This is a genomic window from Mesorhizobium sp. M5C.F.Ca.IN.020.32.2.1, assembly GCF_004023105.1.
In the GTDB taxonomy this organism is placed as follows: Bacteria; Pseudomonadota; Alphaproteobacteria; order Rhizobiales; family Rhizobiaceae; genus Mesorhizobium; species Mesorhizobium wenxiniae.
Map to the genome: position 1 here is coordinate 1 of NZ_RZSX01001694.1, position 421 is coordinate 421.

At 62.5% G+C, this 421-nt stretch carries 1 pseudogene; it reads left to right on the top strand.

Annotation, left to right across the window (positions count from 1 at the left end):
- Positions 1-260: pseudogene (locus EOA86_RS38205) on the top strand (hypothetical protein); the annotation flags it as partial.
- Between the last annotated feature and the right edge of the window lie 161 nt (positions 261-421).

The window sequence follows — 421 nt, forward strand, 5'->3', positions numbered from 1 at the left end:
TCCGCATGTACTATCCGAAGGCCTTCTATCGGCCGGATGGAGGGAAACGCGTTCCTCGTGTCCGCTTCGAAGCCATTGCCGTTGGAACGGCGCTCGCCTTACGGAGCGATCCGGCCTTAAGGCCGCCATCGGATGCATGGCTGCGGTCGAAGCAGTTCGAGGAGCTGGTGCGGACGGACGCCAGCAACAGTGCTCCGAAGCTCCGGGGGCGTATCGAATACGTCCGCGACAGCCTGCTCGGCCGTCCGTATGAGCGTTGAGGGACGCTTTCGCGTCCGCGCGCAGGACGTGTCCGAGTACCTAAAGTCTCTGCAGTCGCTGGAGCGTGTTTACAACATACCCGGCCGCAGTTTCTACCGCGCAACGGCGGCGATCACGGCGTCCCGCGCCTCCGCCTTCATCATGATGTACAACTGCATAG